The following is a 24,845-nucleotide window of genomic DNA, read 5'->3' on the forward strand; positions in this document are numbered from 1 at the left end:
CTGCCATAAGTTATGCTTCAACCTCAAGTACTCCCATCATTCCTCGGTCTTCATGTTCAGAAATATGACAGTGAAACACAGTTTTACCAATAAAATCACGCAGAGGTACAGCGATTCGGACTTTGGAATGACCAGATAAGTTAATATTATCGCGCCATGCCGGGAATGGTTCAGGCCGCCAGGTGCTAGATTTTGCATCTTGCCTTGCAAGTACTTGAAAGGGGTAAGTGTGTAAATGGAATGGGTGGATTAAGCCGTTATGGTTCTCGATTTCCCAGATTTCCAGGGTATTCAAGCGCCCACGAAAATCTACGCGCTCAGGGTCAAATTGCTTTCCATTGACGGTGTAATTAAATGGGATTGCGCCGCCAAACTGTACTGTACGCGTGGTAACTGCCTGTTCTGGGCTGAGTGCATCAACAGAGGCTAAACGTGTAGGCAGTGGCAATCTTTTAGGTGTAGCTGGAACGACGACTGTGAGCAACGCCTCTTCCTTTGCTGGCTCGCTGCCGACAACAAAGTTTCCATCATCATACGGCAAATGTAGCAAATTGAACGTTCCAGCTCGCTTCAACTGAATCAGTACCTCAGCCCGTTCACCTGGTGAAAGGAACAATTCCTCAACGGTAACAGGTTTTTCAATGAAGCCGTCGTCAGTAACAATCAAGTGCATCGGGTGTTCTTGGAACTTTAACCGAAACGGACGAGCATTGCTTGTATTCACTAGTCTCAAGCGCAAGAGTGATTTTTGAGGAACAAGTTTAGGACGATAAGCACCATTCACTAGGCAAAGGTTGCCGTATTTGCCTAGCCAGTCAAAAAAGCTGTGACTAGCAGCAACCTCACCTCTTAAAATAGTGAAGTCCTTAAGTACAAGCAGATGTTCCTCAGCCGCTTGGAGTTCGGGTATCTCATCGAGTGAACTTTCAATCACAATAGCTCCAGTCAGTCCGGCGAACTGTTGGGTGGCAACCATACCGTGTGGATGTGGGTGATACCAACGAGTACCTGCTGCCCCTTTGGGTACTGTAAACTCGTGTAATCGGCTCTCTCCAGGCATAACATGAACAAAGGGGTTGTCCACTTCTGGTGAGATATGTAACCCGTGCGTGTGCAGATTTGTAGGCACTTCCAAGTGGTTGATCAAGCAAAGCCGCACGCGATCGCCCTCCCGTAGCCGAAGCGTTGGCCCTGGAACTGTATCGTTATATGACAGTGCTTGTACTGTGATTCCTGCTAAAGTAACAGACGTGTGGCTAGCGACAATCTCAGCTTCGACAACACCGGGTTCTGGACGTCGCACACGCAACAATTCTGGTTCGCGTAAAGCAAGTCCAGATTCTTTTGCCCGCTCTCCAGACTGACCAAACAAAGCATGGTAACCTCCAACAACAGCTATTCCGCCTGTGGTCAGTCCTGCAAGCCGAACAAAGCTGCGGCGAGTCAGGATAGCTCGTTGGTTTTTAGAGTATGTCAATGGTACACCTCTTTCAGCAAGAGTTTAATAGGAATCGAGTTAGTGATTAATTACCGCAGAAATTCAGCAAGCTGTTCCAGCTTTTTCCAAGCTTCCCCACTTTGCATAACTTCCTTGGCAATAGCAATTCCTTTCACACAAGCTTCTGTAATGTTGGTCGTCTGATCAAGTGCTTCACCGACATAAAGTGCTAGTGCTGCATTTAACGCCACGACATCTTGTTGCGCTTGCGTACCTTGACCTTTCAGGATGGCTTTGAGGATTTCAGCGTTTTCGTGAATTTCTTTGCTATGTAGCGCTGCTGTAGGTGCAGGAGTTAAACCGAGTTCCTGAGGATTTAGTACAGTTAGGTGTACTTTCTGGTCTTTGAGTACAGCCACATCATTTAAGTCTGCTAATCCAGCTTCATCTAACTTTTCGCGTCCATACACCACAATAGCACGACGAGTTCCCAATTGCGATAAAGCTTGAGCAATTGTTTGTGTGAGTGCTGGATCATACACACCAATGATTTGCCCCGTTGGTTGCATGGGATTGACTAAAGGGCCCAGCAAGTTAAAAATAGTTCGTACTCTCAAAGTTTTTCGTAAAGCAGTTACTGTTTTTAGTGCTGGATGCCATCCAGGAGCAAACAAAAAGGTAATACCGACCTCATGAACCGCCGACTTGACTTTCTCAGGATTGGCGTTGAGATTTATCCCCAAAGCTTCCAACACATCAGCGGAGCCAGTCTTGCTAGATGCTGAACGATTACCATGCTTTGCAACTTTTAGCCCTGCTACTGCCGCAACGAAGGCGACAGCAGTGGAAATATTGAAGGTGGAGGCTCCATCTCCTCCGGTTCCGCAGGTGTCAATCAGGGGGGCTGGGGACTGGGAAGAGGTAGAGGATAGCGAAAATTCCCCCTTTATTGCTTCTTGCCCAATCCCTAATCCCCGCTCCCCAGTCCCCTGAGATTGAGAATACAAGACACTAGCCATGCCAACCAATTCTTCTGTGGAAACTCCTTTGGCTTGAATTGCCGCTAAAATCGCTCCGGATAGCGCTGGAGAAATCGTATCTGCGAGCCAACCATGCATTAGCTCTGCTGCTTGTTCAACCGAGAGCGATCGCTTATCTAGTAATTGTTTTAACAAAGCAGGCAAATCGATGGATTCGCAGGTGACGGCGATATTGTCAATCGGCGTCTGAGTTACAACTGTCATTTGCTTAAAAGTTAATAATTATGCACGGACTAAGGATTAAGGACTTTAGCAACTGTTTGCACGTCCTTATCGCCTCTACCAGAGCAGTTGATCACAATTCGTGGGCTGCCATCTAGTTGCGGACATAACTTTTCTAGATAGGCGATCGCATGAGAGGTTTCTAAAGCAGGAATAATCCCTTCTAATTGAGACAGACGCACAAACGCAGCCAAAGCTTCAGAATCGGTAACGCTGTAATACTCGGCGCGACACGTATCTTTCAGATAGCTGTGTTCTGGGCCTACCCCAGGATAATCCAAACCTGCACTAATCGAATGTGCTTCGACAATCTGACCATCATCGTCTTGCAATACGTAGCTCATTGCACCGTGCAATACCCCGATTCGCCCCTGTGTCAGAGTTGCTGCGTGCTTCTGGGTGTCAACACCTTCACCTGCCGCCTCAACTCCAATTAGGCGTACAGATGCTTCACCCACAAACTCATGGAACAGTCCAATCGCATTGGAACCACCCCCCACACAAGCCAAGACAATATCTGGTAGTCCTCCCCACTTCTGTTGACACTGAGTACGCGTTTCTTTGCCGATGATAGCGTGGAATTCGCGTACTAACATTGGGTAAGGATGCGGCCCCGCAACGGAACCTAAGATGTAATGTGTTGAAACCACGTTAGTCACCCAGTCCCGAATAGCCTCGGAAGTGGCATCCTTAAGTGTTCCGCTTCCAGCCTCTACTGGACGCACCTCTGCTCCCATCAGCCGCATCCGGAATACGTTGAGAGCTTGCCGTTGCATATCGTGGATGCCCATGTAAATCACGCACTGCAATCCAAAACGAGCGCACACAGTTGCTGTCGCTACTCCATGCTGACCTGCTCCAGTTTCCGCAATGATCCGCTGCTTACCCATGCGCTTTGCCAGCAATACCTGACCTAAAGCGTTGTTGATTTTGTGAGCACCTGTATGGTTTAAATCCTCCCGCTTTAAGTAAATTTGCGAACCTGTGCCATCAGGTCTAGCGTAGTGTGCTGTCAGGCGTTCAGCAAAATACAAAGGATTAGGGCGTCCCACATAGTCCCGCAGTAAATTTTGTAACTCTTGTTGAAAGCTTGGGTCATTGCGGTATTGCTCGAATGCTGTTTCTAGCTCGCTTAATGCAGGCATTAAGGTTTCAGGGACATACTTACCGCCGAAGCGTCCAAATCTTCCCAAAGAATCAGGGCCGATAAAACCAGGCGCAACATAGGTATTGATATCTGGGATGTTTACCACTGCTTAAAGTCCTTATTGCTAATAGTTAACAAGATGATGCAGGGATGCTATAACGGTTCTTACTCAGATGAATTCCCGCTATATTACACGGGGATGTAAACAGGGATGTGTCCCCAGCTTTCAAGGGCAGGCATTTTGAGTGACTCTGGCTTCCTTTGCTTGCCATTCGGACAACCTTAAAGTCAAACGATATTAGTGATAATTTAAACTGAACCTACCGTTAGAAGAGATGCAGGAGCGATCGCTGCTTTGATTTCTTGGCAAAGTTCTGCAATCGCTTGCAGTCCTGCATTTGACTCATCATCTGCTAAACGCTTGACAAAGGCACTACCAACAATTACGGCATCAGCACCCCAATCTTTAACCTGACGAGCCTGTTCTGCTCCAGAGATGCCAAAGCCTACGCCAATTGGTTTATTGGTCACATTCCGCATCTCCACCAACAAAGTTTTCACGTGGTCTTGCAACTGGGAGCGCATACCTGTAACGCCTGTGACACTGACTAGATAAATAAACCCCTGAGAAGACTTAGTAATAGCCTCAATTCTCTGTTTGGAACTTGTAGGAGTTACCAGCAAAATAACTTCTATCCCAAATTCGGCTGCTGTATTTATCAGCTCTTCTGCCTCTTCTAAAGGCAAGTCTGGTACTACCAACCCTTGTACCCCAGCGTTGGCAAGTTGTGCTAAAAATAACCTAATACCCCGATATAAAATTGGATTGTAGTAAGTAAACAAAATCACAGGCGCTTGTAGGCTGGGACTGACATCTGCCACCATCTCCAGTACAGCTTCTAACTTAGTTCCTTTTTGCAATGCTCTCGTGGCTGCGGCTTGAATCACAGGGCCATCTGCTAACGGATCGGAATAGGGAACACCTAATTCAATAAAGTCAGCTCCATTGCGATCTAATACTTGTAAAGCCTCTTTTGTGGTTTCTAAGTCAGGGTCTCCAGCTGTTATGAAGGGAATGAGAGCGCACTGGTTGCGATTTCTTAAAGATTGGAAGCATTGGGAAATTGAAGTCATGGGCTTAATCTACCTTATAGGGAAAGAGAAAAGGCTTAACTCAATCATTGCCTTATAAATCAATACGGTTCAGTTAATGCAGTAGCTTGGCTACACGAACAAAGCCTGGTTCTGCGAAGCAGTACGCAGGCTACAAAACCCTTGATTTTCCGAAGTCCGCCTGCATGGACTTCGTTTCTTTAGCCGCGACTTCTTGTCGTTCAGGCTTGGTGCTGAGTAGAGTTCGTACAGCTTGCTCTAAATCGGCTTGTTTAACTAATGACTCTCCTACCAAAACTGCACGTACACCTGCTTGGGCTACAAGTGATAAATCAGCCGATGTATATAAGCCAGATTCACTCACTATAGTAATGCCGAAGCTTTGCAACTGTGAACGTCGCAACTCCAAGAGTTGTTGCGTGGTTTTGAGATCCACCGTAAAATCTTCTAAATTGCGATTGTTAATTCCAACTAAACGGATGTCGTCCAGTTTCAAGACTCGATCTAGTTCAGCCAAGGTATGAACTTCTACCAAAGCTTTCATCCCCAAATCATGGATGACTCGCACAAAGTCTTGGATTTCTTCATCTGTGAGGATGGCAGCTATCAGCAGTAAAGCATCTGCGCCTGCTACCCGTGCATAGTAGATTTGGTAGATGTCGATCGCAAACTCTTTACACAGTAGCGGTAATGTCACCTTCTGTCTGATGGCACGCAAGTTGTCAAAACTACCCTGGAAGTACTCAGAGTCAGTGAGAACTGAGAGACAAGCTGCTCCGCCTCGTTCATAAGCCTGGGCTATAGCCACTGGGTCAAAGTCAGATCGAAGTACTCCGCGAGAAGGGGAGGCTTTCTTGACCTCTGCAATTAAGGTTGGTACATGAGGACTCTGCTGCAAAGCACTCAGAAAATTTCGTGGCAAAGGAGCAGCAGATAACTGTTGTTGCAAAGAAGCTAGGGGCAATTCTTGCCGCATTTGTGCAACTTCTTGCTTTTTATGCCACACAATCTCTTTGAGAATGTGACGCGGATAGAGGTCAGTAGTAGCGACTGAGTAACTCATAAACTGCATAGTACTAGGTTTCCAAACAACATTGGCATCTGATGGTTCGTCAACAGTATCCATTGCGACTCACAGCCCTTTTTACTCAAGCAAACTTTGCTAGTGCTTGAGTTGTTGCTTTTGCTTGAAAAATCTACTGCAAGCTATTTTCAGAAGTCTCATTCTTTTGCGGTGAGCAGTTTTTCTTTCAGCTTGCGTTTCAGTAGTAAACTTATCCCCCCAATCCCAAAAGCTAATATACTCAAGTTAGAATTCGACTCAGGAACAACTTGAAATTTAGTAATCGATTCGCGGATGAGCAGCTGTTGAGTTGTGGGTTCAAACAACTCGACAGCAAGAACTATAGGGTAGGAATCTGGGTTAGGAGAAAGTTCTGAAGCATTGCCTGAGTAAATTACACCAACAGTGACTGAACAGCCGACGCTAGTACCATTGGAACATCCACTTGGATAAACAGCACCGCTCAGAACACCCATACTCTCAGGAAGGACAAGAAGATCAGAAGTAAAAAATGGAGCAACAACCCAGTCAGCAGTAACTTTTCTCAAACTTGTATACGATGCTGACAAAGACAAGTTAGAAACAGCATTAGGGTATAAAATCCCTGTAAACCCAGCCCCAAAGACAGCTGGCTCAGAAGCACGAACAGTTTCCGTATCCAAGGTAAAGGAACCTGTGCCACCGCTTTCGGTGGAAAAGCTGAAGGTTAAGAGGGCCGCAGTAGCCGGAGCCATACTTAAACTTTCCAGAGCTATCAATGCTGTTCCTACAGCAGCTACACATAACTTTTGCATACTCGTTTATTTCTGAGCTTGACGCTGCATAATTTGATCGAGTTGAGGTGATTAATCCTGTTGCCAACCAGTCAGCCCAATCTTTACACAATGAGCTGCACTTGTAAACTGGAGTTTAAGTTTGCTACAAGTACGATATTATAGTCTGAGCTTTTTTGAGTAGACCCAGATCAGGTCAAGTCAGTAAGCCGTCTGCATCTGCGATGAAATCAATCTGATAAAGATGAGAATCTAACTGCTGAACCACATCTTTAATAGCTGTTTGTTCTTCACTATCAGCATTCCGATTCAGGTTTGACATTGCAGCATCGTAAGTATCTTTACTACTCCATTGGGAGTAGTTAATAATCCGGTTGCCATCAAGACTACGAATCCAGGCGGTTGAAAGATTGCCTGTTTGTTTAGCGATCGCGGGATCGATAACCTGTGTTAGTTTTTGTAGTAACGACTGTTGATTCTCTGGTGCTACATACAAGACATCAATTTGAGTAATCAGGTTGTTGTGCGCTTCAATTTTTATCGGTTGTCCGCGTGTAAGAACCACTTCGTAATAGCGAAGATCCATGCTCACACCAAGGTCTTGATAAGTGGCAAAAGCAGCAGAGATGTCTGGATTCTGGTGGATTGCTTTACTCGCCTCAATACTAGTCCATTGCACATAGTTGATGACTCTGGTGCCATCCAAGCTGCGATGGAAATTGGCTGTGATAAAACCCGGTTGCTTTCTGATAGTTTCTGTATGAATCTTTAAATGATCTATCAGTGCTTGTTGTTTTGTTGCTTCAATTGTGAAAATATTGATAAAGGTAGCAACATTGTTGGTGACGGCAATTGTAGTTATCATTAGCATTCCTCTGAATAAAATTGAAAATTGAGATTACTTGCGAACCGGAAACTTTTTTGATAGTTGAAAAATTTTCATGGCAGGAGCAAATGCCATTAAGCTACTGAAATAGTTGCTGGTCTTTCCAGTCGAGAACCCAGTTCTGACAAGTCTGCGAGAACAGTTCTGGCTATGGTGCAATCAGCTTGAATCTGTGCTTTTAGAGCTTCTAGGGATACAAATTCTTGTTGAGGTCGCAAAAACTTTTCTAGCTGTATAATTAGGGTCTTTCCATATAAATTTCCAGACCAATCTAACAAGTGTACTTTTACATGTGAACGCTCCCCATTTACTGTCAGGCAATAACCAATATTCATGACGCCTTTGTAGGCAAGAGGCACGGAGGATTCATCAGTGAGCGCTTTTACTCTCCCACTGTTCCACTCTGTTTCCCTCTCATCTTCAATAAAAACTCTTACAGCATAGACACCGTGTCTTGGCAAGAGCTTTTCTTTTGGTAACTGGAGATTAGCGGTAGGCAAACCTATGGTTTGACCCATCTGCTCACCTCGAACAACAGAGCCTGTAAGGGTGTAACAACTCCCTAATAGGGCTTTAGCGCGTTGGAGTTCGCCTTGCTCTATGGCTTTGCGGATGGATGTGCTGCTGATGCGTTCGCCTTCATGAGTGTGTGGAGAAACGATAGTAACAGGGATGCCAAAGGTGGCTGCGATCGCTTGCAAATCAACAGCGGTTCCGCTACGCTGATGTCCAAAGCGAAAGTCGTGTCCGACACTAACTTGTTGGGCTTGCAAATCTTGTACAAGAATTTTTTCGACAAACTGCTGGGGACTTAAAGCTGCTAGTTCTCGATTAAACGGTAGTGACACCATCTGTTTTACCCCAAATGATCGCAGTTGTTGCACTTTCTCATTCACAGGTGTCAGTAAAGGACAGCGTTTTCCGCTAAAAAACTCACGAGGATGAGGATTGAATGTGACAACTGTAGGATAAAAGTTTTGAGAATTCAAAATCGATTCAATTACCTTTTGATGTCCGCGATGCAAACCATCAAAGTTACCAAGAGCAACAGCGGTTGGAGTTAAAAATGAAGTTAAGCTTCCTAACATGATAGATGGTTCAAAAGTTTCCAGGATAAATATTCTTTCTATTGAGGAGTAGGTATTGGTTAGTGAGAAAACTCTTCCCTAATTCCCAGTACCTAGCCCTCAGTCCCTTTTATCGCGTCAAGCTTGGCTCAAGTTGACGATATTGTTCAACCATCAGTTCATCTCCTTTATGCAAATTTTTGATATAGGCATAATGCGAAGGCAACTCTTTTAAGAGGTTTTCTGTGGTAGCCTGCACAGACTTGAAAGTTATTTCTGCCTTTTCTATCGAGTCTGGTTTATGGTTTAAGATAGGCAAAACTGAATCGGGCAAGTAGTTTACTCCCGCTAAAATTGCCAAGTAATTACTATTAGTCCAGAACCTGTCAAAACCAGCATCAAAGTTCCGGTTATACCCATACTCGTCTGTGTAAGGAGTGTTAATAGGAGCTCCAGCCCGATAGATGTCTAAGAGGGTCTGCAACGATTCAGGGATTTTGAGGTCGAACTTATTTGCCTTCCAGAATGGTGTGTCCTCACGAGAGGTGGTGCAGTAGTGCAGGACTATAAAATCCCTAACATCATCAATCATGTAAGCGATTCTTTCATTGAACTTGTTCCTCAAAGCAGGGTTCATACTCTTGTCAGGGAAGTACCTAATTAATTGCTTGAGAGCCGCGTAAATAAAGTAAATCCCTGTTGACTCTAGCGGTTCAATAAACCCACTAGAGAGTCCGAGACTAACGCAGTTCTTCACCCAAGCTCGCTTAGTTCTGCCCACTCTCATTTTGAGGTGCTTGATTGGAACATCTTTGTCTTTAATACCGTGAAATCCTCTAAATTCTTGTTCAGCTTGTTCTGGAGAAATGAAGTTTTGGGAATAGACATAGCCTGTACCCAATCGCCCGTACTGTGGAATCTCCCATACCCAACCAGAACTGAGGGCGGTTGCTGTTGTGTAGGGTCTAAAATTATCATCATTGTCGTCCGTCGATAGCGCTGTAGCCACAGCGCTATCGCACAAGAGATTATCTGAATAGGGCAAGAAAGGCTCTTTAAGCGCTTCATTAATCAACAGACCTCGGAAACCTGAGCAGTCCAAATATAAATCTGCGGTGTAAGTATTGCCTTTTTGGGTTTTCAAACAGCTAATGGCACCTGTATCGTCTAGGGCGACATCAACTACCTGATCAATTACGCGCACCACCCCTCGTTTAGTCGCCCACTTAGTTAAGTACTGGGCAACTAAGCCTGCATCGAAATGGTATGCATAGTCAACGCTTGCACGTCCATCCAGAAATTTAGGAGATTTGTATTTTTCGCACAGTCTTTGGCTTGGGTAACAGCTATGGGCCATCGGACGTTCATATCCATTGAGCCGTTTTTTCAGCCAGTAATGCGTCAGTGGAACACCATCACATTCTTTGGCTTCCCCAAAGATGTGAAAAAATGTATTGTTTTTGGTTACGGAAGGCGGATAAGCCCAATTAACGTACTTAATACCTATCTTAAATGTCGCCGTACATTCTGGCATCCATTCGGATTCTGAAAGCCCCAGAAAATCAAAGAAATCCGTTCGTATACTCGGTACGGTTGCTTCTCCTACACCTACTGTGGGAATTCGATCCGACTCAATAAGGGTGATATTAACGCTTCCTTGCAATGTTTTTGTCAGATAGGATGCTGCCATCCAGCCGGTTGTACCACCACCTACAATGATGATGTTTTGAATCTTGTTATTTGAATCCATGATGTCTCTCCTAGATTTTGATTGGAAATTTTTGGCAGTTAAAGTGAAAAAGTGGAGTTAAGCGTTTAGTACTGGACAGCCTGATGTCGTGTTCAAACTGATAGGAAACTAGGCTTACGAAGCAAAAAAATTGCGTTAGCTTGGGATGATGAATTTCAATGGTGTCCAGCTTTTGTCGTATCGGCTGTAGTCAATCTAATCGATGTCTGTTCATGGCTAGTTTCCATGAAAGGAGAAAGTTTATTTATATAGGAGAACTGAGCCGGGCTAGTTTTGGCGTATGCAAGGATGACGTTCTTAATAATCGCTAGACCAACTTCTCCAGCCAGACTCATAATTGATTCTGGATGAAACTGAACGGCGGCAATTGGTAATGTCTGATGCTCGATACCCATAATCACGCCATCATCCGAAATGGCTGTAACTTTGAGTTCTTTAGGCATGTTTTCAGGTCGAGCAAACAACGAGTGATATCTGCCAACCTCGAACGATCGCGGCAAGTCTTTAAAAACGGCAGAGTCGGAAGCCACAACACAAACACGAGATATTTTTCCGTGTTGGGGATAGCTGAGAACTCCCAACTCACCCCCGAAAGCTTCAACAATTGACTGTAATCCCAAACACACACCAAAAATGGGGATTTGCCGTCTTGTGCAAACTGTAATCGTTTCTGCCACATGAAAGTCACTTGGTTTTCCTGGCCCTGGAGATAGAACCACAAGATCTGGAGATTCTGCATCAAAGACTGATTCCGAAAAACCATGACGCAGTGTTGTGACTGTAGCACCAGTTTGACGGATGTAGTTTGCTAGTGTGTGAACAAATGAGTCTTCATAGTCAATGAGTAAGACATGCTTGCCTGGTTGAGTGCTAGCTTGATGATGGTCAAAATTTGAGTTGCTTGAGACATCAGTACTCGTCTGCTTCGCCTGATAAAGTGTTTGAAGGAGGGCAGCAGCTTTGGTAATAGTTTCCTGGGCTTCGGCTTCTGGAATTGAGTCATAAAGAACTGTCGCACCCACTCTTACTTCTGCGATCGTGTCCACAAGCTGGATAGTCCGTAGAATTAAACCCGTGTTTAGGTGACCTTTGAAGGTTAAGTACCCAACCGCTCCACCATACCAACGCCGAGGGCTACGCTCGTGCTGTTCGATAAACTGTATTGCTGCCCGTTTTGGTGCTCCTGTGACTGTGACTGCCCAAAGATGGGTAAGAAATGCATCCAAAGCATCAAACTCAGGTCGCAGTAAGCCTTCAACATGGTCTACGGTATGGATTAGATGACTGTACAACTCAATTTGGCGGCGACCAATCACTCGTACTGACCCAGGCTCACAAATCCGGGATTTATCGTTGCGGTCAACATCAGTACACATGGTTAACTCAGCTTCATCCTTGCGTGAGTTAAGAAGCTGAAGGATTTGAGTGGCATCATCGATCGCATCTTTTCCTCGCCTAATCGTACCACTAATTGGGCAAGTTTCAACGCGTTTACCTTCTACCCTGACAAACATTTCTGGGGATGCACCAATAAGATACTCTCCACCCAAATTAAAGATGAATCCATAGGGACTGGGATTAATCTGCTGTAGGGTTCGGAACAGTTCTGCTGGAGATTTTTCGCAGGCTTTAAAGAAGCTTTGACTGGGAACAACCTCAAATAAATCGCCCCGACGGAAGTAATCGAGTGCTTTCTCAACTTGAAGAGTATACTCATCAGTTGCATGGTCAGACGCTTGAGTAGGGGTACGACGTTTACCTTTGTAATTAATCTTTTCACAGCTATTGGATAAACCCCTAGTGCTACCATGCTCAGTCTCGAATTCATACTGCACACGAATTGCACGTTGCAGATAGTAGTCAACAATTACTAGTTCATCAGGTAAATATAACAACAAATCTCGCTGTTCTGTAGAACGTGGGAGCAGCTTTGGCATTGGCTCAAACTGAAAAACTAAGTCGTAGCCAAATGCACCGTACAGTCCCAGGTGGTTATCTTCAGAACTCTCGAAAGTATGTAGAATTTCACGAACAACACTAAACACAGATGGTTGTTTGCTTCGTTCTTCTTCAGAAAAGAAACGTTCTTTTGGCCGGACAGAGCCAGTTATACTACCCTCCTGCCAATTGAGTGCCTGAAGTTGCGGTTGCTTGTATAAACGCTCTGCTAAATAAGTTAACAGCATCATACCCCGCTCGTTATGTGCTGTGAGTGTGAAAGAGTTCTCACAAGTAACCAGTTCTAGGGGTGGATTAATAAAGCCGATCGCCCATCTCTTGTATCGTCCTGGATATTCGTAACTGCTTGCAAGTAATCCTCCACGCTGAGTATCAATATGTAACAAAACCTCTTCAATAGCTGTTGCCATCGAAGTCTCTGTTACAGTGCGAGATACACAAACTCCACCTTTAGTTATGTAGCAATGACTATCAAAATTCATTAGCAATTTGTCTCCAACTGCTTTAAAGAAATTTTTACAGGGGTGATTTGCTCACAAAGTCATTTGCAAAATATAAATGCGAGCGATTTAGTTGATGAGATTGGAACATACAATCCAACTATGGATTTGCTGAACTGCTTGTGCTTAACTGTCTGTGCGAGCCTAAAGGTACTGTTGATAAAGGATATTCTTGAGGCCAACGACAAACAGCTTGACCGATAATAGCTATCTGTTTCATAAATTCCTCATATTGCTGCAAGGAGAGGGACTGAGAACCATCAGAAAGAGCCTTTTTCGGATTTGGGTGAACCTCAATCATCAGGGAATCTGCTCCAGCAACGATCGCCGCTTTAGCCATTGTTGGGACGTACTCTGCCAGACCCGTACCGTGGCTAGGATCGACCATAATCGGTAAATGAGTTAGCGATCGCAGAACAGGTACAGCAGTAAGATCGAGTGTATTACGCGTATATTGTCGATCAAAGGTGCGAATCCCCCGTTCGCACAGAATCACGTTTGGGTTACCTGCTGCCAGAATGTACTCAGCCGCCATCAACCACTCTTCAATTGTTGCGGACAGACCTCGCTTCAGCACAACTGGCTTATTTATTGCCCCTACTCGTTTCAACAATGAAAAATTTTGCATATTGCGGGCACCGATTTGGATAATGTCTGCAACCTCTGCCACTTTCTCAAGATCAGCTGTATCCATGACTTCAGTTACAATACCCAAACCTGTAGCCTGACGTGCTGTTGCCAGCAAGTCTAAAGCTGGCGCACCGTGTCCTTGGAAAGCATAAGGAGAGGTTCGGGGCTTATAGGCTCCTCCTCGCAAAAACTTAGCACCAGCCGCTTTGACGAGTTGAGCTGTCTCCACAATCATTTCTTCATTTTCTACTGAGCATGGCCCAGCGATGGAAACTATCGGATAATTTTGACCAAATGTTACCAATCCATTAGGCGTTGATACAATTACCGAACTCGGCTCTCCATGACGAAATTCTAGACTCGCTCGTTTATAAGGCTTATTTACCCGGATAACTTTCTCAATAAAAGGACTTAGTTGTTGGATTTGTTGAGGATTGAGAGCAGCTGTATCACCTATTAAACCAATTGCAACTTGGTGTTTGCCAACAATTGGTTCTGGTATGACATTCCAGCTACGTAATTCTTGACAAGTTCGTTCAATTTCTAAGGTAAGAGTACCAGGCTTGATGACTACAATCATGGTTTAAATTCCCGTTCAAATGATAATTAGCTTGATGTGGTTCTCGGCTTAACCGATGGTAGAAGTGGAATTGTAAGGATTACTTCCTTGCAACCATACAAGTTACCACTGGGTAATCTGGATGAAAATTATCTAGCTCATGAGACAATAATTCTTCTGCTGAAATTGCCATAAAACTAGCTACAACTGTTAAAGGATTGCCGTAAACATATAACTTTTGTTGGGAAAAATCTTGAAATAACTGTTTCATTCCATCTGGAAGTGGTCGCCAATAATCTCCAGGCATATCATGCAATCTTTGGGCGCTCGGAACCAAGCAAAAACATTGGCCACCCACTTTCAACCAACTGTAAATATTGTGGATAACTACCCAAGGATTATGACAGTGTTCCAACACATTAAAAACTACTATTGCGTCTAGAGATTCTGGCGCGATCGCCGCTAAGTCGTGAACATCTCCTACCTGGGTAACTCCTGGTCTGGGTGCTACATCCAAAGTTTGATATTCTGTGACATGAGAAAATTGATAAAGTTCTCGATTTTCCACGATTCCCCCCAGTTCCAACACGGTTCCTGCAACTTGGTGTCGAATCTCTCTAATAAATTGACCTAAATAATATCGATCAATAGGAGTTCCTCTGGTAAATCCGAACACAGGACATAAAGGAGAATTCCGCCTCAAATCACCCCATTCTAAAGTATTTACAGCTGGGGAGAGCAGACCGAGCGTTGCAAGATATTCTACTGATTGGTTAAAAGCTTCAAAACTGCTAATTTCTTCATCTGCTGCAAAAGTTTCTTGAGCAAATAGACAACGCATTACTTGGCAAGTCTCTTTACTAATTGTATCTAAATCGTATTGTTTTTCTGGATTTAAAATATTAATAAATCCTTGCTCAACAACCTTCAATGTTTTGTTAGCAACTGCAACGATGAAATCACCTGATTTTTTGTATATTTCTCTACATTTTTGTAATACACTCTGAGAAACAGGTAAATAATTAATTTCTTGAAAGTGTTGATATGCTGCTTCTAAAGATTTTTCATGAATAAAAATTTCTAGAATGATTAGCAATTTTTTTTTGTCAATAACCTGGGTTTTATTTTGATTCCAGTCAAATACTGCCCAAACTTGATAATCTTTAACTGTCAAAAATGCACTAGCCACATAAAAATTTCTCATGATGATTATTCCTCAAGAATATCTAAAGAAAGCTCTAGAGTTCCTATTAAATTTATGAAAAAATTCTGTACAACTGTATCTCCTTTATAAACTGTTAAGAGTTTTCTGCCCCCTACTCTATGAGTAAGTCTAAAAATTAAATTAAATTCCTATATTTTATTAAAAGTCTTTTTATAGCGGTTCCCATCCTGGTGAGGTATGTTTTCAAAGCTACTAACCTTATTAAACAAGATTTGGGTGTACCTCAGTTGCTTAGGAAACGCTATATTAGATAGATTTCTAAAAAATAGAAATTTAAAAAACTACACCATTAAGATTAACAGAGATAATTTTATCTCTTTTCAACATTAGCCTTTTGTACGAGCCGCTTGTCAGTTGTTATTCAAGTGCTTGACGAGAAACTAGTTTTTCAAAATTTGCTTGGGTTTGATGGAGCAATTGTTCGCGGCTAGTTACCGTCGTTTGGTTAAGATGGGGAACCAAATTCCGAGCTTGTAACGCCATATGAAGCTGAAGATGAGCCACGTACTCACTCAAATTTTTACTACTTAATCGCTTGGTATTCTCTTCATTTGCATTGCCATAGCATTCTGCTTGGTCATTGAGCAAAGAGGATGAATTTAACATTGAAAATGCCTCATATTTTAACGCCTTCAATGATGCTGCATGATGACTTAGTTGATATAATTTTTGTGAGATGAAAGCCTGCCTCAGTAAATAGTTTTTGAAACTCATCGGCAGTGCGTTCGCGTCCGCCATTTGTCCCTATCAGCATTTGCAAATCCATTAACTTAACACTAAAATATCGCTCATTTCCAGGGGGAACTACTGGGTCAATCACCAGCAGCTTTCCATTTGTTGGCATTGCGTGGTAGCAGTTCTGAAGAATCTGATTGGCGCGATTATCATCCCAATTATGAATAGTTGATTTCAGAATATAAGTGTCCCCCCCGCCTGGCACAGATTTAAAAAAGTCTCCGCCTACTAGTTGATAGCGTCCTGTCAGTTCTTCTTTTTGCAAATAATCGGTTTTCTTGGCGCGTTCGATTACAGTTGGCAAGTCGAAGAGAATGCCGGTTAGATTGGGATTGGCCTTGAGGATAGCAGCAAGTAAAGTTCCATATCCGCCAGCAACATCAACTAACTTAGAAATCGAGGAAAAATCATAGGCATCTAAGATGGCATCGTTAATGATTGCAGAATGATGAGTCATTGCTTCATAATAGTTCCTGCCAAGTTCAGGATGTTCAACAAAATAGTCAAACATACTCATCCCAAACTGATGCTCAAATGCAGGAACACCTGTCTTAATAGCATTGAACAAATTTCCTAAGCATTGCCAGTTCCAATCCTCACCCATTGCTAGTGCCATAGAACGCATTGAACCAGGAGCATCTTTCTGAAGACATATTGCCAGTGGTGTCAGTTCAAAGTAGCGATCGCCTACTTCAATAAATATGTTGACAGTTGCTAAAGCACGCAATAATCGATACAAAAATTGAGCATCAACTTCAGTAGATTTTGCTAGGTCGTCACTGCTTTTTGCACCATCTTTAAGTAAATCAGCAACACCAAGTTTAGCTGCTACATAAATTGCTTGACTTACATACATACCACTCAGTAGCTGTATTAGTTTGTCAAAAAGTTCCAGAGCATTGTTTTGATTGGAACTGGCTGTTTGAGACATACATTTTTTCTCCTAAATTGCTTGATTTAGACACAATACGGTTCAGTTAAGGACAGAACTTACTCAAAAGAAAGAACGAACCACAAAGGGCGCAAAGGACACGTAGACACGAAGTGGCTTCCCGAAGGGTAGGAATAAGGGCGTTGCTGAATCAGAATATGAAATACCTAAGTTCAATGCATTTTTCTTGTAAGAGTCTTGAGTTAGTATCCGCTGGATGGCAGTTTGTAGCTTGGAGACGCTCAAGCGAGAATAAGGTATTACCTCTGCAATACCTTTCCAAGCCAGACGTGCTGCCACTCCGGGCTGTTCGTAGGCTAGAGTAGGCTAGACAACTTCCACTTTTGGCGATATTCGTTTATCGCCTAACGTTTAGTTAGCGACATTTTGAGTCCATACATAGGACGCAGTAAAGCCGCAGGTGGAAAGGCAATTGGATGTCCTGGAACCATCGTCAGCCGAAACTTTTGGGCAATTGTTGCTAGTAGCAATACCATCTCCATCATCGCAAAGCGTTTACCAATGCAAACTCGTGATCCGCCTCCGAAGGGGAAATAGGCAAAGGTGGGTAGCCGTTTAGCTAGGTCGTCTGTCCAACGGTCGGGATTGAATACATCTGGATGATCAAAAAATCGTGGGTCTCGGTGCATCACCCACTGACTCATGAACACAGTGGTGTTAGCGGGCAAAACATATCCTCCGATTTCGCACTCTTGCACGACCTCACGAGCTATGCTCCAAATGGGTGGATACAGCCGCATAGATTCCAAGATAACCATCTCTGCGTAAGGCAACTGGGGAAGATCCGAAACTGTAGGAGTTCGTCCACCTAATACTGTCTGTAGTTCCTCTATCAATTTGGTTTCTACTTCTGGATGCTGTGATAGCAGCATCCATGTCCACGACAGCGCATTAGCAGTTGTTTCATAACCAGCAATGAACAGTGTCATTACCTCATCGCGTAATTGTTGGTCAGTCATTTGACTACCATCTTCACTCTCTGCGTGTAACAGCATAGACAGTAAGTCACCAGCATCTTCGTTACTAGCTCTGCGCTGTTTGATGAAGCTATAGACAATTTTGTCCAAACGCCGAACTGACCGTAGATAGCGCAAGTTGCCAGGTGTGGGAATGCGTTCTGGCAACATGAACAAAGTGGTTGCCCGCGCGTTAAAGCTTTCCACCAGCACTTTCATGGTGTCAACTATCTTTTCGGTTTCGCTGGCTACATCAACGTCAAAGAGCGTCTTCGCCACAATAGTCAAAGTGAGGTGCGAAATTTCCTGTTGAACATCATAAGTTTCACCATGTTGCCACGTAGCGAGCATTCGGTTGGTATAGGCAACCATCACATCTCCATAAGCAGCAATGCGATCGCGATGGAAGGCTGGTTGTGTCAGGCGACGCTGACGGTGCCAAAAGGCTTTTTCACTTGTAAGCAGCCCGTTGCCTAAGAGGATTCCTCGCATGATCCGAGGTTTCTGAAAGTGGCTGCTCTTGTTAGTCAGTACTTCCTCAATGTAGCCAGGATGGTTGAGTAAATAAACTGGTTGCAAGCCGAATCGGAGGCGAACCAAATCTCCATACTTGCGAGCACAACTGCTTAGGAAGCCAAGCGGATCGCGTTGAAACTCAGGGATATGACCGATGATAAAATGTCCCTTTGGTTCTGGTGGAATGCGCGGAATACTTACCAAAGTCGTAGTCATCAGTAGTGCTCCTTCCTTAAACAAGCCTTGGAATATAAAACGCAAAGTAGAGAGAATGAAATTTGAAACGTTAAGTATGAACTGAAGTTTTCTTGAAAACGGGCTGTTTTGTTGACGCTAACTGTTCGAGTAGTACAGCAGCTTCAGTAGGTGCGTCGTAACGAGCGATGTCAGCTTTCAAAAGTTGAGCTTTCTGCCGATAATGGGGTGATGCTAGAATTTTCTGAACAGCATTTTTTAGTTGGGTTGGGTGAGGTTTTTTGGTTTTCAGGTTCACACCCACCCCAGCCCACTCAATCCGAGCGCAGATTTCTGGTTTATCCTCAGTTTGACCCGCGGCAACCAGTGGTACACCGTTGGCAAGAGCCATATGTACACCATGAGGCCCACCGTTGGTCACCATGACATCAACGTGAGGCATGAGATGCTCATGAGGAATAAACTGCTCCAGCCTGACGTTTGTTGGCATCGGATCGATATTAAAACTATCAATCGCCTTACCACCTGTTGTTGCCACAACGAGTACATCTTCGTCGTTGGCAAACGCCTTGATTGTAGGAACAATTAAATCATCTGCCTCGGTTGATACTGTACCCTGTGTAACGTGGACAACTACTTTACCACTGTTCAACTCGTCCCACCAACTGGGAGGAGTAAAAGAATTGAGCTGTTCTGGCAATGATGCTCCGATAAAATGTACTTGGGGGGGCAAGTCACTACGAGGATACTCAAACGATGGAACCGTCTGCTGTAAATAGAGAAAAGGCGATAAACTAGCATCAAAAAAATTTTGATAGTCAGGCGATAATCCGATGCTGCCTCGAACTTGGTCTAAATAGACGGTAACATCTTTGAAGAGGAATTGCTGGAACCTGTTCAACCAATAATTACGAAAACGTCCGAGTGCTGAAGCGTCTGGTTGCATTCCTAATCCAAAAGGAGCTGTATCGCAACTGCTGAAGAATAGCCCAGTTGTACCTAAAGTTGCCCAAGGCGGCCCTCCTTTTTTATGAACCCAAGAGGCTCCCAAGAAAAACAAATCGGATAAAACAACATCAGCTGGGAACTTTTGCAATATTTCGGTAAGGTCTTTTAACTGCGCTGCTGCTGAGTCAACAAAAAGGTGCTTGAGGCAGAACTTAAACTGTGCCAGTCCCTTTAAAGAAAACCCTTCTTCTTTTAAAGATTCAGGGATAGTGTCTGGTACAGTGAAATCAATGCCTGTACGGATGGGAACGTGGCGAGCGCCAGTCTGTTCCACCTGAGATTGAAAACCAATCCCTGTATACCACCACACTTGGTGACCGCGCTCTACTAGCTTACGAGCAATGGGCAAGGCTGGGTTGACGTGTCCAAAAGCGGGGATCGTACCTATAAGAAAACGAGCCATTGCAGTAGACCTAAGAGGATGTTTTACAAGTTATGAAGCCAAAAATGAGACATGGCTTACGCAAGATCTGACCGAAAAGCTTATCCTTGCGTAGCGGTAATTCATAAATTACCGCTACTTTCGTTATCTTTTGCGTAAGTCCTGATGAGAATGGGTTTCACCACCTTAAAAAGACTATTGGGCTACCTAAATAATTGGAGTGTTATGTGGTAATCCCAGCTGTAGCTTGCCATAGACTTCGTTAGCACCATCAAAATCGAGCATAATATGGGAATAAATCATGGCAATATCTCGTGCAAAACGCTGTAATTCTTCAGTTAAATAATGCGATCGCGATCCCATCACATCTAGGACTTCATTGATAATCGACTTACATTCTTTCACCGCTAATGTACACTGCACCCTGTATTTGGCTCTGTCATTCAAGGTCAAGGATGCTGTTTCAGTTTTGAGCATCATATCCTTAATACTGTCTTGCATTAACAGTTCCATTGTTTCCAACCTGACCATGATATCTGATAGTCTGACAAGAGCTGTTTGTCTGACCTCTACATTCTTGTCTAAAAAACTGTGCAGTTTATCTTTGTAAATCTGGATGACTCTTTTGGCTGCACCAATAGCCGGAGCCGTTCCTGATAAAGCAGTAACCGGTGCAACGCACCATTGGAAATTAGTACTCTTTAAAACTTTAGAACCTGGAGAATTACCGTTTAGCAGATCGATGAGATTTGCTACTCTGTACTCAGGAACGAATACCTCATTTATTTGAATATCGTTGCTGCCGGTTCCTTTCATTCCTGAAACATACCAAGTATCTAATATTTCCACTTCTTTTTGTGGAAGTAGAAAAACTTTTGGTACAGGCTTCTCATCTGTGGAATTAGGTAAATACATACCTCCAACAATTACCCAAGAGTCATGTTTAACTCCAGTAATAAAAGGCCACCTTCCACTAAGAGTATATCCATCCTGTGTTTTGATTGCTTTGCCTTTGGGACTAAAAGTGGCAGAAACTAAATTGTAATTATTATCTGCAAAAACTTCTTTTTGAGCTTCCCAAGGAAATAATCCTACCATCCAGTTGTGTACCGACACCAAGCAGGTGACCCAAGCTGTGGAAACACATCCCTGTGCAATATAATCGCAAACATCAAACACAACATCCAAAGGCATTTCATGTCCACCGAACTCTGAGGGAGTCATCGCGCTGAAAAAGCCTGCTTCACAAAGCTTTTTCACAATTTCGTCCGAAATATTTCCTCGTTTTTCAGTTTCGATCGCTACTTTAGCAACTTCGTCTCTTATTTGTCGTGCGTTTTCGATAATTTCTTCTCTGGTTAACTTCTTGATATTTACAACAACCATTTTCAACTCCTATTTTTAGGGCGATCGCTAAGTACGTTTCGTTCAATCAATATTCTGAGTAAAGCCGATAAAAAACTGCAATAACTCCTGAATCGTATCTGGAACAACCTTTAATTTTTGAGCCTTTGCATAAAGCTTTTCAAACTTATAAACGAGTAGCTTTTGTGCTGTTTTATCGTAGGGTATGTACTGGATAGGTTGTGACAACTCAAAAGAAGGGCCAGCAGTTCTCCCTGGTATTCCTGATTCCAAAGTCATCAACAAAATTGCCAGTGGACGCAGCAATACAGCCATAATTTCTAAGGAAGTATTCATTAATCTAGACATCCTCAGAGACTCTGTAGGTCTTTTCCCAAAATGCTGAACCATCATTTGCATACTGATTTCAAAGCAGCCATTAAAAATCTGCATTACTTCGGCAGTTTCTTCATTCAGTACCTGATTAGTCCCAGGTCTACGAGCAATGCTAGGATTTCTTAATGTTGGATAAGCATGAAACCAATCACCTTGTAAATTAAATTCCTGTAGGTAGTGATGAATTTTTTGAAATTTGTGAAAGTGCGAATCCTCAAACACCTCGACCTGTGCATTGGCTCCTTCACCTTGTTCGGTAATTAGGTCGATAGTAAATAAAGCTGAATCTAAATCATCTACCTGACATTGATAATTCGGGTGATGTGTGTTCGTCTTTTTATTTAAAAATAGATGATGTTCACCTCCAGTCTTATTCTTCTCAACCAAAATTAATTCAGGATTATTTACTAAAGCTATCCTGATTTTCTGATAAAGTTGACTAACGCTACTATAAGTCGTTTTCCCATTATTGCTGTGTCCTGGAACTGTTCTGTCTTGATAATAAGAGGGCCATTCAAAGTAGATAAATCGTTTTACACAGTTCTCAGAGAATGGCTCAAGTGCCATTTCTACACCAAGAGGGTAAAATTTTGACAGCTTTGAAAAGTCAGGTGTGCAAGTGTGAAAAGAACCGCCTACAGCCATTAAAAGGTTATTAGCCATCAGGAAGTGTATCATTTCTTCCCTAGCAATCCGAAGGATAACACCTCGGATACCCTGGTTCATTCTTTCTTCACCGTCACCACACATGAATTTCAAGTGTTCTGGCTTCCAGATACCCCGCTTTACGTATTCCTGTCCACTCACTAGATTAGGTATGGAATAAGCAGCATAGAGATACTGAAGCATCAAAGACATTTCTAATTCCACTGCATCTTTAAGAGCAACTATTATCTCTTCAGCAGTGGTGATTTCTTCTTTAATCTCAATCATCTTTTACAGCCTTTTTGTGACAACAAGGCAGATAACCGATTTGCGAAACATTCATCAAGAACTTTTTAAAAAGCAAAGCTTTAGGATAAGATAACTCCCTGGTAGGAGGCATGTAATAGGATTTATCTCTGTTGATAGGATCGCACATCTGCCAGGATAGTAAAGAGAAAGATTCTACTCTGGCTTTGTTGCCAAGACTAAAGATTTCGCGATTCATAAAAGGATAGAGCAGTTCATAAAATTGCAGAACATGCTCGTACATTAACTTAAAGTCTACGTCAGACTGTGGAACATCTATTAAATGCCAGTCATGAGGTAGCACTTTGATATGTATAACATTCGCCTTGTTCCAAAAATTCAGTTGGTTACTGTCATCATAAACCTCAAAAGGATCATGCTCCAACAAGGTCTGAATAAATTGATTTTCGCTTTCTCCAACTGCAAAAATAATTCGCCCTCCGCCACTTTTCAGCCCTCGAAATGTGATTGTCGCCCTACCTTTTTCATTAGTACTAAACTCTAACTCTGTCTGAAAATGACTGCTGTTTTCTACATACTTACATTTGACAAGGCATAGTTTGTGTTCTTTACTATCCGGTAAATTCTCCTGTTTAAATTCTTCAACTTTAAAGGGAAAATTAGCCGGATTATAAACTTGGTGTAAATGGATATTATTGACGGTGTGCGGCATCCCTCTGATAAAACTTCGGATTTCGATGCTCTCATCGAAAAATATTCCTTTTTCCTCAGAAGGAATTTCAAGGTAAATGTTGGCTCGATCTGCTTGAATGATAATCTCTTTTTCTTGCAATATTGGGATAAAGTTTCCTTGGTTGTCTTGGATAGCGATAAACAAAGAACTTTGAAAAATTTGTTCCCAATGTTCGTCGCTAAGTTTAATTAAGTATTCAAAATCAAAAATCCCCGATGTCTGGTAATAAAAATGCTTTTGCAAATTTTTAACAGAGATAAAGGTTAAAGGATCTTCGATACCTTGGCAAAAAAGGAATAAGTCGTGCGGACTATAGAACTCTCCATGCTCAGGAAGAGGCCCACTTGAGTGTGATGGTGGCCTTCCATCAATAGGAAGTGCGATTGGCATGTTTAAGCTCAAGTGTCCTTGGAAAAGTTCAACCGAAAGAGTACCCCAACCTTCCACAAGGTTCTGACTGGCTACATCCTGTAATGGGTGAAGCACCCTTCCTGCCGGATAAGTAGCCATTTCTCGCTCCCCATACCATATCCCTACAGTACCGACTAAACTGTACCAAGTTGGTGTATTGGGTTGAATTGGTTCACTAGCATTGAACAAACAGTATTGGACAACAATGCCTTTCGCCGCCTCATGTTTTAGAGTTTCTTGAAAAGCTACTAATGCATCAGAATCTAACTCATCACTATTTAAATAGAAATGCTCTTGGTCTTTTTCCAGCACGAACTGATAGACCGCAGCCTTGTTAATCTCTTCATCATTCCAGTGTTGAGGAAAATTGATGATGTGATTATTTTTATGCCACCGGGCGTGGTGAACTTTCTGGACACCACCATTGATTAAGTGATTAGAACTGATAGAAGCTTCTCGGCCTAAGGTAAAATGCCCTGCATAAATCTGTCTAGTCCACTGGGAGGCAGAATCTAGTTCTACTACTTTTGGTTGGTTAAAGGTGGTAGCTAGATACTCATTGTAGTGTCCCCATAAATCAACCGCTCTACCAACCAAAGGGTCATCAGTGTTTATGACTCCAAATCTGGTTTGTGTGCTTACCACTTTGGCATTCCACGAAACCCTGCTATTCCCTTCTAAATCACGACCAGCAGCTTCGCTAAATATGCCTTCTGGGTCTTCTTGACCTTCACGGTTGTATTTTATTCCCAGATGAGAGTAGTACTCGTAAAAAGCTTCTGGAGCTACAGAGGAGTCAACTCGTTTCTGACCCATGTAGATTTCGTTAGTTGTTAAGTCAATATTTCCAGCCTTATTCTGGTTTCCGGTAGGCTCGTGAAAACGACACCACCCTGAAAAATGAATTCTCGGAAAATTTAAAATACTCATGAG

20 protein-coding genes are annotated in these 24,845 nt (G+C 43.1%); all 20 read right to left on the minus strand.

What is annotated here, in order from left to right; genetic code table 11:
* Positions 1 to 10: 10 nt before the first annotated feature.
* Positions 11 to 1,477 carry a multicopper oxidase family protein gene (locus AC5JL8_RS05305; protein ID WP_495878728.1) on the minus strand — a complete coding sequence of 489 codons (1,467 nt, stop codon included), beginning with the start codon at positions 1,475 to 1,477 and terminating at the stop codon, positions 11 to 13.
* 50 nt (positions 1,478 to 1,527) lie between these two features.
* The gene (gene trpD / locus AC5JL8_RS05310) at positions 1,528 to 2,682 is read right to left on the minus strand and encodes an anthranilate phosphoribosyltransferase (RefSeq protein ID WP_495878729.1); all 1,155 of its coding nucleotides are present in this window, start codon (positions 2,680 to 2,682) and stop codon (positions 1,528 to 1,530) included.
* Between the two features lie 29 nt (positions 2,683 to 2,711).
* Entirely contained in the window at positions 2,712 to 3,944 is a 1,233-nt protein-coding gene (trpB, locus tag AC5JL8_RS05315) for a tryptophan synthase subunit beta (protein WP_495878773.1), read from the minus strand.
* A gap of 212 nt (positions 3,945 to 4,156) precedes the next feature.
* Entirely contained in the window at positions 4,157 to 4,981 is an 825-nt protein-coding gene (gene trpA / locus AC5JL8_RS05320; protein ID WP_495878730.1) for a tryptophan synthase subunit alpha, read from the minus strand.
* A 130-nt stretch (positions 4,982 to 5,111) separates the two neighbouring features.
* The gene (gene trpC, locus AC5JL8_RS05325) at positions 5,112 to 6,023 is read right to left on the minus strand and encodes an indole-3-glycerol phosphate synthase TrpC (protein ID WP_495878774.1); all 912 of its coding nucleotides are present in this window, start codon (positions 6,021 to 6,023) and stop codon (positions 5,112 to 5,114) included.
* 158 nt (positions 6,024 to 6,181) lie between these two features.
* Positions 6,182 to 6,817 carry a hypothetical protein gene (locus AC5JL8_RS05330; RefSeq protein WP_495878731.1) on the minus strand — a complete coding sequence of 212 codons (636 nt, stop codon included), beginning with the start codon at positions 6,815 to 6,817 and terminating at the stop codon, positions 6,182 to 6,184.
* A gap of 175 nt (positions 6,818 to 6,992) precedes the next feature.
* Complete coding sequence (locus AC5JL8_RS05335) at positions 6,993 to 7,661, minus strand: antibiotic biosynthesis monooxygenase (protein ID WP_495878732.1); 669 nt, start codon at positions 7,659 to 7,661, stop codon at positions 6,993 to 6,995.
* Between the two features lie 95 nt (positions 7,662 to 7,756).
* The gene (locus tag AC5JL8_RS05340) at positions 7,757 to 8,770 is read right to left on the minus strand and encodes a bifunctional riboflavin kinase/FAD synthetase (protein WP_495878733.1); all 1,014 of its coding nucleotides are present in this window, start codon (positions 8,768 to 8,770) and stop codon (positions 7,757 to 7,759) included.
* Between the two features lie 109 nt (positions 8,771 to 8,879).
* Positions 8,880 to 10,499, minus strand: coding sequence for a tryptophan halogenase family protein (locus AC5JL8_RS05345; protein ID WP_495878734.1), 1,620 nt, complete (start codon positions 10,497 to 10,499; stop codon positions 8,880 to 8,882).
* A gap of 155 nt (positions 10,500 to 10,654) precedes the next feature.
* Entirely contained in the window at positions 10,655 to 12,940 is a 2,286-nt protein-coding gene (locus AC5JL8_RS05350; protein ID WP_495878735.1) for an anthranilate synthase, read from the minus strand.
* A gap of 118 nt (positions 12,941 to 13,058) precedes the next feature.
* A complete protein-coding gene (aroF, locus tag AC5JL8_RS05355) occupies positions 13,059 to 14,168 on the minus strand; it encodes a 3-deoxy-7-phosphoheptulonate synthase (protein ID WP_495878736.1) in 1,110 nt (369 codons plus the stop codon).
* Positions 14,169 to 14,247: 79 nt separating this feature from the next.
* A complete protein-coding gene (locus AC5JL8_RS05360; RefSeq protein WP_495878737.1) occupies positions 14,248 to 15,351 on the minus strand; it encodes a class I SAM-dependent methyltransferase in 1,104 nt (367 codons plus the stop codon).
* 378 nt (positions 15,352 to 15,729) lie between these two features.
* Entirely contained in the window at positions 15,730 to 15,978 is a 249-nt protein-coding gene (locus AC5JL8_RS05365; protein ID WP_495878738.1) for a hypothetical protein, read from the minus strand.
* A 10-nt stretch (positions 15,979 to 15,988) separates the two neighbouring features.
* On the minus strand, positions 15,989 to 17,038 hold the full coding sequence (locus AC5JL8_RS05370; protein ID WP_495878739.1) for a methyltransferase: 1,050 nt from the start codon (positions 17,036 to 17,038) through the stop codon (positions 15,989 to 15,991).
* A 63-nt stretch (positions 17,039 to 17,101) separates the two neighbouring features.
* Positions 17,102 to 17,338, minus strand: a complete 237-nt coding sequence (locus AC5JL8_RS05375; protein ID WP_495878740.1) for a hypothetical protein — start codon at positions 17,336 to 17,338, stop codon at positions 17,102 to 17,104.
* 65 nt (positions 17,339 to 17,403) lie between these two features.
* Positions 17,404 to 18,747, minus strand: a complete 1,344-nt coding sequence (locus tag AC5JL8_RS05380) for a cytochrome P450 (protein WP_495878741.1) — start codon at positions 18,745 to 18,747, stop codon at positions 17,404 to 17,406.
* Between the two features lie 70 nt (positions 18,748 to 18,817).
* Positions 18,818 to 20,137 (minus strand): glycosyltransferase, encoded by a 1,320-nt coding sequence (locus AC5JL8_RS05385; protein WP_495878742.1) that lies wholly within the window; start codon positions 20,135 to 20,137, stop codon positions 18,818 to 18,820.
* A gap of 186 nt (positions 20,138 to 20,323) precedes the next feature.
* Complete coding sequence (locus tag AC5JL8_RS05390; protein ID WP_495878743.1) at positions 20,324 to 21,502, minus strand: acyl-CoA dehydrogenase family protein; 1,179 nt, start codon at positions 21,500 to 21,502, stop codon at positions 20,324 to 20,326.
* A gap of 42 nt (positions 21,503 to 21,544) precedes the next feature.
* The gene (locus AC5JL8_RS05395) at positions 21,545 to 22,789 is read right to left on the minus strand and encodes a ferritin-like domain-containing protein (RefSeq protein WP_495878744.1); all 1,245 of its coding nucleotides are present in this window, start codon (positions 22,787 to 22,789) and stop codon (positions 21,545 to 21,547) included.
* A complete protein-coding gene (locus AC5JL8_RS05400) occupies positions 22,782 to 24,842 on the minus strand; it encodes a ferritin family protein (RefSeq protein WP_495878745.1) in 2,061 nt (686 codons plus the stop codon). The genes AC5JL8_RS05395 and AC5JL8_RS05400 overlap by 8 nt, the downstream gene beginning before the upstream one ends.
* Between the last annotated feature and the right edge of the window lie 3 nt (positions 24,843 to 24,845).

The sequence above is a fragment of the Mojavia sp. genome (assembly GCF_059505145.1).